This window comes from Paenibacillus koleovorans NBRC 103111 (assembly GCF_004000845.1).
GTDB classification, from domain to species: Bacteria; Bacillota; Bacilli; order Paenibacillales; family NBRC-103111; genus Paenibacillus_AA; species Paenibacillus_AA koleovorans.
This window is the reverse complement of record NZ_BIMA01000092.1, coordinates 20,370-30,044: the sequence shown is the minus strand read 5'-3', so window position 1 is coordinate 30,044 and position 9,675 is coordinate 20,370. Positions and strand designations below refer to the sequence as shown.

General features: G+C 53.2%; 9 protein-coding genes. 3 read left to right on the top strand and 6 right to left on the bottom strand.

The window, feature by feature from the left end:
• The 4 genes from PKO02S_RS23970 to PKO02S_RS23955 all read right to left on the bottom strand — a co-directional run.
• On the bottom strand, window positions 1-250 hold a 250-nt coding region (locus PKO02S_RS23970; protein WP_246067270.1), incomplete at its 3' end, for a glycosyltransferase.
• Window positions 251-281: 31 nt separating this feature from the next.
• A complete protein-coding gene (steA, locus tag PKO02S_RS23965) occupies window positions 282-1,385 on the bottom strand; it encodes a putative cytokinetic ring protein SteA (RefSeq protein ID WP_174819953.1) in 1,104 nt (367 codons plus the stop codon).
• A gap of 241 nt (window positions 1,386-1,626) precedes the next feature.
• Complete coding sequence (locus PKO02S_RS23960) at window positions 1,627-1,788, bottom strand: aspartyl-phosphate phosphatase Spo0E family protein (protein ID WP_127586921.1); 162 nt, start codon at window positions 1,786-1,788, stop codon at window positions 1,627-1,629.
• A gap of 417 nt (window positions 1,789-2,205) precedes the next feature.
• Window positions 2,206-3,891: an IS1634 family transposase gene (locus tag PKO02S_RS23955; RefSeq protein ID WP_127586918.1), complete on the bottom strand. Its 1,686-nt coding sequence runs from the start codon at window positions 3,889-3,891 to the stop codon at window positions 2,206-2,208.
• Window positions 3,892-4,064: 173 nt separating this feature from the next.
• Here PKO02S_RS23955 and PKO02S_RS23950 point away from each other — a divergent pair, with 173 nt between their 5' ends.
• From PKO02S_RS23950 to PKO02S_RS23940, 3 genes are all read left to right on the top strand, one after another.
• Window positions 4,065-5,390, top strand: a complete 1,326-nt coding sequence (locus PKO02S_RS23950; protein ID WP_127586917.1) for a GLUG motif-containing protein — start codon at window positions 4,065-4,067, stop codon at window positions 5,388-5,390.
• 79 nt (window positions 5,391-5,469) lie between these two features.
• Entirely contained in the window at window positions 5,470-7,284 is a 1,815-nt protein-coding gene (locus tag PKO02S_RS23945; protein ID WP_127586915.1) for a cadherin-like beta sandwich domain-containing protein, read from the top strand.
• Between the two features lie 33 nt (window positions 7,285-7,317).
• Window positions 7,318-8,424 carry an S-layer homology domain-containing protein gene (locus PKO02S_RS23940; RefSeq protein ID WP_127586914.1) on the top strand — a complete coding sequence of 369 codons (1,107 nt, stop codon included), beginning with the start codon at window positions 7,318-7,320 and terminating at the stop codon, window positions 8,422-8,424.
• Window positions 8,425-8,639: 215 nt separating this feature from the next.
• Here the strand turns inward: PKO02S_RS23940 and PKO02S_RS23935 are convergent, their stop codons facing one another.
• Together PKO02S_RS23935 and PKO02S_RS23930 are read right to left on the bottom strand one after the other, a co-directional pair.
• A complete protein-coding gene (locus PKO02S_RS23935) occupies window positions 8,640-9,221 on the bottom strand; it encodes a DinB family protein (protein WP_127586912.1) in 582 nt (193 codons plus the stop codon).
• 67 nt (window positions 9,222-9,288) lie between these two features.
• Window positions 9,289-9,660: a WCX domain-containing protein gene (locus PKO02S_RS23930; RefSeq protein ID WP_246067267.1), complete on the bottom strand. Its 372-nt coding sequence runs from the start codon at window positions 9,658-9,660 to the stop codon at window positions 9,289-9,291.
• Window positions 9,661-9,675 lie beyond the last annotated feature (15 nt).

Genomic DNA, 9,675 nt, shown 5'->3' with positions numbered 1-9,675 from the left:
CGTCGGCGCCGGCGGCGCGGGCGGCGGCGAGCGTGCCGTCGCGGCTCCCGTCGTCGACGACAACGAGCTCGCACCGCCGCTCGGCCGGCCACTCGGCCGCCATGCGGCGCAGCGCCGCGATCGTCGCGCCGAGCCGGGCCTCCTCATTCCACGCCGGAATGATGATCGAAACTACGAGTTTGTCCTCCATCCTCATTCTCGTCGTCATCCTCGCTCCTTCCCTATCCTCATCCATCCCCGTCGTCATCATTTCCGCCGCCTCGCCACCGTCATCTCCATCGTCAATACCGCTCCCCCTGCCACACATACGCAGACGCCCCGGCGCCGATTCCGCTCTCGCTCCAGTCCAGCCCGATCGGCGAACGAGTGGCTGGGAATAGCTTGCTGATGCCTTTGACGTCGATCAGCTTGGCCCCGATTTTCATCCGCACGAGCAGCGTGCTCGCCATGCCGGGCCGCCCTTTCTGCAGAAAATCGGCAATATGGCTGTGCGCCCCCACGGACACGATGACCTCCGCCTGCTGCTCGTAGGCGAGCAGCATCGCCATGTCCTCGCTTGTGCCCGGCGTGAACAACTGGTGAGCGTGCAGGCCGAGCTGCCGTACGCGCTTCCAGCCTGGCGCATAGCCGTTCGCATAAGCATGGACGACCAGCTCCGCCCCGCAGCGAAGCCCCCGGTCGGAGACGCTGTCCATGTCGCCGGCGACGATGTCCGGCCGGAAGCCGGCCCCCAGCAGCGCATCCGCTCCTCCGTCGACGCCTACTAACACCGGTTGTGCCTGCTCGATGTAAGAGGCGAGGCTATTCAAGTCCTCGACATACCCGCCGCCCCGCACGACGACGACGACAGGGCGACCGGCCATTCGCGTCCGCAGCCGAGGCAACTGCTCCAGCGGCTTCAGCACGAGCTCCTTTTCAAGCGCCGCGTACTCCAGCGTGTTGCCGATGAACTGCAGGCATGTGTCCTGCCAGCGCTCCGTCCACGCATACGCTCTCGCCGCCAGTACGCTTTCCGCAGTAATCGGCCGGCAGGCGTATACGCTTCCCTCAAACTCCACAGTCGCGCCTTCGATCCGCACCTTCGCTCCATCCCGCAGCAACCGGAAAAGCGGCCCCGGAATATCAAGCACCGGAATGCCGTGCTCGATCAGAGGCATCGCTCCCTCGTGCGGGAACGAACCCGTCATCGTGCTCGCGCCGTTCAGCACCGCCTTCACGCGCGCATCCGCCAACCCCCGCGCCGCCAAGCCGTCGAGATCCTCATGATGGATGACCGCGATGCATCCGGGCTCAATCGTGCCGATCAGCTCCTTCGTTCTCGTACCGATCCGAACCTTGCCGGTCAGCCCCGAATCTATGGTCGTCATTTCGAGCCGTCTCATCATGTCGCTTCCTCCGCCCGCCCAGCCATTCGATCGTATCGGAACTTACCGGGACCCCTAGGCTGTCTGGCCTTCTTTCGTTTTAGTATGGAGCATCCGGCCCCGTACCATCCGTGAAAATCGGATAGAAAGCTTCCATTAACTGGACTTTCTTATATAAAACAAAATCCCCGCTCTGTCGGGAGCAGGGATCGCTTTTAAACTGTTTTGTACTTTGATGCACACGGGGCGCGCTACGCCTCCTTTACGAAATACGTCTCTTTCGCTGTCTTTTCAAATGGTGCACCAAGTAACGGTCGAGCAACTGGCTCAGCGCCAGCACTTGCTGATCCAGAAAGCTGCCCCGTTCCATGGCCAAGCTAACCAGCTTGTGTCTCAAATGCTCAATGTACTCCTCGTCAGCCATCGTTCTTCTTCATCTCTTTCATTTTATCGTCTTTCACCTCATAACCACAAAACTCATTATAGAATGAACCGAATGTAAATGTATGTCACAATTTGTCTGCGACTTGTATCTATTTTGTGAATTTTTCTACAAAAAGTTTTGGAGTCTTCTCCATTGACTTACAAATCCCTAGATTTCGCATAATTATCCAATGGCGGATACGGACAAATTTTGTTAGATCTTAGTACGCTCATTAATTAATCCAATCGTTGGATTTATAACCCACATTTCGCATGTCCGGTGACCCAAAAGTAAGTAATAGGAAGCTGTTCCTGTGAGTCAAGTGAATCTATATCGGTAGCCAATCCATGGGGCGACAGTGTTCGACTGCACCCCTCTTCTTTCGACATTCAAAGGAGGCGTGAGGGCGGGATTGGTCTAGCAGCTTGTCATTTCGACAGGACTCGCGTTGTAAATCGACATGTCATAGCCCGCCATTTCCACGACCCGTCGAGCCAGATCATCGGCATTGTCCGTCAGCAGGCGTTCCCTGTGGTCCTCGTATTGGATCAACAACACTTTTATTTGTTGCAGCATGAGGAGCAACACTTGACCCGTCGGCTTGTAATCCCGGCTTCGGCCCGGGACTCGGAAGGGCTTCTCCTGCTGATCCAGCTGTTGACGGATGCGGTACTCCAAAATCCCGTACAGCAGCAGCGCCATCACCAGCACAATCCCCAGCGCTTCGATCCGATCCGGTGTCTTGAGATAGACGCCGCCTACGAGTTGGGGGTCCTTCAACAGACGAAATCGCGTTTCGGCGGCATCCTGTCCCTTGTACGCCCGAAGCAGATCCGTATCGGAATAGCGGTCCGCTTCGCCATTGCTGATCAGGACGAAGGTGCTGAGCAGACGCTTCTCGGCTTCGACCGCGGCTTCCTCTCGCGTAAACGATCCGAGCTTCGGCACATAGACGGTTTCCATCGGCGAAGGCTCTTCCTTCTTCGGCCGTCCGCGGCCGGTTCGCTTGGCTGGGCGCGTCACCGCTTCGACTGTGAGCTCCCACCGGAACCATTCGCTTCGATGCTCACCCTGGAATCCCTGGAGCGCTTGCCGGGCGTCGGATTCGCAATGGAACTCCGTTTCTTCCAGCTTCCGGATCTGGCGCGTGAGCCGTTCTTCTTCTTTCTGGATCGTGCTTTCCAGCGCTCGTTGTTTGCGCTCGTCTAAGTTACTCGAATAGACGACGATCAGCCGAAAGGAACGGCCATCCATCACGCGATCCATCGACTGGAGGCGGTACTGCGCAGCCGCCGGACCTTGGCTGAGAACGCCAATCTCCTGCCACGCGCCTGATGATGCCCATGCGGTCTGCTTCACTTCCTCGCACACCGCAAATACATCGGGCAACCGGGAGACGAAACGCAAGTGGAGCCGTTTCATGTACTTCAGGTTCCGCTTCGTGATGAGCGCCGAGTCCGCCACATAGAGCAGCTGTTGCCAATCTTCTTGGCTGAGCGTTTGCCGCAGCTTTCGGATAAACGTGTGATTCCACGTTTTGTCCGAGGTGTTCCCGTTCTCCACATTGGCGAGTACCGGAATGCGCTCCGGCGAAACGGCAAGTCCGAGCATGATCTGCTTGAGGTCGGGTCGATGATCCTTGCTATGTCCATGCACGATTTTCAGATCAGCCTCTTCTTCATAAGCCCCATGCAAGCTCATCGACGTCGTGTCGTTATGCAGCACCCCGATCGGCAGACCAAGCTTGCGCATCGCACGAATGGCCAAGGTGGAGTACACCTTCCACGGTGTCGCTTCGTGCAACTTGTCGAGGGCTCGGGCGAGGGCATCGTCGTTCAAATCATCGGCGGTTACGCCGGCCCCAAACAGGAGTTCCACATCTTGGTCCCGGTAAAATCGCTCCACGTGGACGAGGGGATCCTTGCCGCTGAGCACATTCAGGATCAGAGCTTTGATTCGTGCGCCAGGTGAGAGGTTGCACCGTTTCGAGTCCCACGCCAGCAACTCATTTAAGGTCTCTTCCAGTTCGATTTCACGGCATAGCCGGTCCATTAGCACGGTAGGACCAGACGAATAAGAATACGTTTTTATTGGGGTACTCATGGGGATCGCCTCCAGAAAGCTATACGTTTACATTCTCTGGAAGCGGCCATGTTTCCTTCAAAAAATCTAACTTTGACTCAGGTTCACATGCGAAATGTGGGTTATAACAAAAAGAAAAATGATAGTATATAGTATCATTAAACTCTTTTATTTTAATTTAGGGGAGGTAGAAGATGTTAGACTTGTTAAAACGTAAATGGTTGGCGATGCTGATGGTTGTAATCCTGCTTACTCCGGCAACATTGCCATTTGGCGTGGACAAGCATGTGTTTGCTTCCGATTGCGTAACGCCTGGCGCCTCGGTCGCTTGTCCGATTATGATTTATGACGCTGCCGGGTTGAATGATATGCACAGTAACCTGACGGCTCATTATGCGCTCGGCAACCATATCGACTTGAGCGGAGGCGGGTGGATTCCGGTCGGTTCGGGCGGAAACGTATCAAATGCTTTTAGAGGTTCATTTAACGGCAATGGGTATACGATTGCCAATCTGAGTATCAATACCAACGAAAGCAGAGTCGGTTTATTCGGCAAAACAGTAGAAGCTACGATTCAAAATATCGGTTTGGTCAACGTAAATATTAAGGGAACCGGGGGGCCAGTTAGCAATGTCGGTGGCTTGGTTGGAGAATTTACTAGTTCCACAATTAGAAATGCCTATGTCACCGGAACCGTTGAAGGTGCAGTTGTCGTAGGCGGTTTGGTTGGATATGCCCTCGGGTCACCCCAATCGCCCAGCTACATCTTCAATTCTTATACCGATGTCGAAGTAACTGGGAGCGATCCGGCCAAAACTGGCGGATTGATTGGATCGTTGCAGGAACCGTACGTAATCACAACTGATTCCTACTACAATTTATCTAAACACGCTTCTCCAAATGGATCGGGATTATTCACCGCAGAAATGAAAGACGCCACATCTTATGCGCCTTCGTGGAATTTGTCAGGCCCAAATGCCAACACTGGCGAATGGAGAATGATTAATGGTCAAACCAATCCGATCCATCGCACGACATACGATCAGATTTTTTTGCAAGAACTGACTATCTACGATGAATCGTTAGCACCTATAATCTCCAATCCACCGATTCCACCGTTGACGTATTCCGCACAGGTAGCGACTGATGTGAGCAGCGTAACAGTAGCGGTGTACAAGAGTTACAGTCAATCCAGCGTAACGATTGACGGAGATCCCGTTGAATCGAAGACCATCACATTGCCCCACGGAAGCAAGACCGTCAACATCACAGTTACGACCCCGCTTGTCATCAGTGGAGCTGCGGTAAGTCCATATGTCGTGAATTATACCCGCACTGTGATCCGTGAAGACGGCATCGATTATCCCCATCGTATTACGACCGCTTCAGGGCTCGCGGCGATTGGGACAGGACTATTCGCTTTGAATCACAGCTATGAACTGATCAATGATCTGGATCTGGATGGGCTGAAATTGGGAACCGATCGGAAGCGGTGCTCAGCCGTTTGCGGGAATATTTGAAGGCAACAGACACGTCATTCGCAATTTGACTGTGAATACACCGAATGACGATGCCGGGTTATTCGCAGCTTCTTCTGGCGTGATAAAAAGAATTGGCTTGGAAAATGCGTCTGTATTGGGCGGCAATCGGGTCGGCGCATTGGTCGGCAGCAACACGGGAATCGTGATGAACACCTATGCAAAAGGCAGCGTGAACGGCGTTGATTCTGTCGGCGGCTTGATCGGGCAGAATAGCTACAGTGTGTCCAACAGCTACTCGACAGCGTTAGTAAGCGGTACGACTCATGTCGGAGGACTAATCGGAAACCATACAGGCGGTACGGTAACGAATGCTTATTGGGATACTGAAACGAGCGGTTTGTCGATATCCGGAAGCGGAACAGGACACATAACGGCGGATATGCAGCAAAGTTCTACGTATTCAAGCTGGACTGATTTTTCCATTGACTGGAACATGATGGACGGAACCACCTATCCGATGTTCGTCACTCACTTTTCTCAGGCGAGGATTCCAACGATTGTCGTTACGCCTGCGACCGGAACTGTGAGCTGGGCGTCTGCGAGTTTTTCATCGTCAATAGGCGCATATGAATTGAACACAGATCGGTACATAGAAACTGTCCATATTGACGCCTCTACCCTCGATTCCAGTACGACGGTAACCATTGGCGCAGTGGCATCGAGATCTACAACTGTGCCTGTTCGTGCCGGCGGGAATGAGGTGTGGATCCGAACAACACCACCAGAAGGCGATCCGCAAGGGGTCTATCGTTTGAACATAACTGTGCCGCCTCCAGCAATTACCCATGTTGATGTACCGACTCCCCAATATTATGGTGTCGGCGATACAATGACCTTTACGGTCAGTTACGAGGGCAATGTCGATGTCGTGAACTCCCCTAGAATTCCGATCGCAATCGGAACGGGAGCGAGCACTTCGACAGTCTACGCCGATTTCACTGGGAAACCTGTCGACCAGCCGAACAAACTGACGTTCACTTATGTCGTTCAAGAGGGACTGAGCGATGCGGACGGTATCGAAATCGGACCCGGCATCGATCTGCCGGCTGGGGCAGCGATCTATGCTGCTTCGACCTTGGTTGCCGCTCCGCTTGTTTTACCCGTTACAACAACAAACGGCATTCGGATTGATTCAACCAAACCGTCCCTGACGTTATCGCAGCATCCTGACGACACAGTGGCAACGAACGGGCCGGTGACGATCACAGTGAATGCTGACGGCACCGGAACTAACGTCGTCGCGACAAAATGGTCGCAAGGACTTAGATCGACGGATTATTTCGCAACAGACGGACAATCGTTTACCGGCGGCAGCTTCTTGGCAAGCGTGAATGGCACGTATACGGTTTACGTTGAAGACGAAGTGGGGAACAGCAATGTCGCGTCGATAACTATCGGTAATATTGTTTCCGATTCACCGCAAATCAGCTTATCCTACAGTCCGACGTCAAGGAATCCTTCCGTAACCGTAAACGTCATGGTGAATGTCCAGGGTAACGGGAACTCGATAACCCATCTGAATTGGTTGGACGGCAGCCGTTCTGCCGCTGATTTCGCTGATGGTGCGAACGGAACCGATATCTTATCAACCCGATCTTTTACAGTTACCGCCAATGGCACCTATACCCTATATGTCAAAGACGCGGTGGACAATGAAGCGGTAGAGGAAATTACTTTGTCGAATATCGGTTCAACTATCGATTCAACTTCAAGCGGAGGTGAGGACAGTACACAGCCCGCTCCTAATGTTCCGAAGCCTCAATTTGAGATTGATGTCAGCGGCGGCGTCATGCTTCAGATCGATCCTTTACAGCTTGTTAAAGTCACGCATGAAGACGGCACGATTATCGAACAAATCGAATTGACCGACTAAATCATCGATCAAGTGCTATCACTGCTTGGGAAAGTGAAGAAGCCGTTCGTTTCGGTTATCATCAACGATACCGAGCAAGGTGTACTAGTACAATTTACAGGCGCCTCTCTCGACAAAGTGAAAAACGCCTATCCCAATACGATCTTCGAAATCGTCCTGAACGCTTCCAGCTATCAGCTCCCTGTAAACGCCCTGAATCTGGCGCCGCAAACGAAACATGTAATTGTTGGCATGACAAAAATTGCGGGGCAAGTGAAGGAGCAGTTGGATCAGTCCGCGAACAACGCCGGTCTTAGACCGATCAGTCAAGCGGTGGATTTCAAAGTGTCCGTTACATCTGATGAAGCAACCGTGGAAGTTGATGAATTTGGCGGTACGTATATGATTCGAACCATCGTGTTTGACGGGAACCGATCGGGCGAATACATGACAGCCATCCTGTATGATCCAGCAACCCGGGCGTTATCTTTCGTTCCCGCTGTAATCGCCACAAGATCGGATGGCAAGACAGCCATGTCGATTAAGACGCCGCACAACAGTATCTATACCCTCGTAGAATCAGGCCGCAGGACGTTTTCCGACATTCAAAGTCATTGGGCGAAAACAAACATAGAATTGCTGACATCCAAGCTGATCGTTAGCGGGGTATCGACAGCGCAATTTGCGCCGGACATTGCCATCACAAGAGCCGAATTCACAGCTCTGCTGGTGCGTGCGTTAGGATTGAAACTCGAGCCTAAAGAGAGGAACCTTCCATTCAATGATATTGCACAGAATGATTGGTACGCGCCAGTCGTTGAAGCAGGCGTCCAAGTTGGGCTAGTGCGTGGTGTCTCTGTGGGTACATTTGCGCCTAACGTTCCTATTACAAGAGAACAGATGGCCGTCATCTTCAACAATGCGCTTGTGTACTTGGGATATCCTCAATTGAACGTCAATGATGCGTCGGTCGCTCTTGGTAAATATCGAGATCGAACCGATATATCCGCATGGGCGCAATCCGCGGTTGCACAATCGATTGCCGCCGGGATCATCCATGGCATGACGGATGACACCATTGCGCCTTCCCAGCCAGCGACGAGAGCGCAAGCCGTTGTGATGCTGCAACGATTCCTGCAATATGTCGAGTTTATCGATTAATAGAAAGACAACAGCTTAAATAAATGGCAGAAATAAGCTCTCATCATTGAGAGCTTATTTCTTTAGTGCTGGGCTACGGGAACGATTCTCGCCTCCCGGCAGGGAACATATGCGATGTTCCGGCGGTAAGGTACGAACGTCGCGGATATCGCATATTCGTACAAGCCGAGACGACGCCTATCCAATAGGATGACTTTCCACTTTCCGGCCCGGGCTCACCCATGCGCTTCCCTCCAAGCATCGTCCAGACGCATCCTCTGGAGCAAGTGATGGCGATAGTGCATCTCGATCAGTCGGAACCATTCCAACGCGTTCAATCCGCCTAATCGCGGATGGAGAACCGTATTTCGAACGCTCTCCTTACCCGGTTCCAATCGCACTTGGGTAACCGGATCAAACTCCGACGCAATCGTTGGTTCGATCTCGACCATAAGACGTACCGTATCCCGCAACCCGTCGACAAGTTGTTCCTTGCTTTCCGGTTGCGGCGGCGTGTACTGTGGGGACGGGGGAACTTGGATTCGATCCGGCGGGAAGCTCCCCTTCTTGAACAACTCCTCCCCCGGCTTCGTCTTTCCCGCCCATGAAGCTTCCGGGCTGCCGCCCGGTTCAAGGCACAATGCGGCGTTCCTCAACTGCATATGCGCGGAACGGATTAAATGTATGTACATCTGACCCAGCGACCATGCGTCTTCCGCCGGCTTCCATAGCAGTTGATCGAGACTTGAGCCATCCAATTCCCGAATATAACCGCTGACCGTCTCCTCGAATTGACGCAACGTTTCCTTCGTATCCATTGCCGAACCCAGCTCCTTTTTGCTTAAGCTGAATCCAGCATACAACAACACTACTGACAGCAGTCTGTCAGTAGTGTTCAAGCATTTTTTTGATTTCCTCGCGCACCCGTTCGCGCAACGATTCCGGCTCCAGCACACGCACCGCCGCGCCCCACCCGAGCGTCCATTGAAGGAGGTCCTCCACCCGCCGGACGCGGAACGTCGCCAGCCAGCCTTCTTCCCCTGGCTCGAACGACTCCATGTAGAAATTGTCCGATTCCTGAACCGTTCGCTCGCTATGACGAGATCCGTCCGGATTCGACAAGTTTTTGGAGTAGCGGAAACGAGCCCTGCGCTTTCGCAGAATCGCTTGGCGCAGCTGTTCGAACGTCTCTTTTTCCTGCCCGCTCGTTTTCGCCCCTCTTTCATTCAGCAGCCGCAGCACGCCTTTACGCTGCAACTCAATGACAAATGT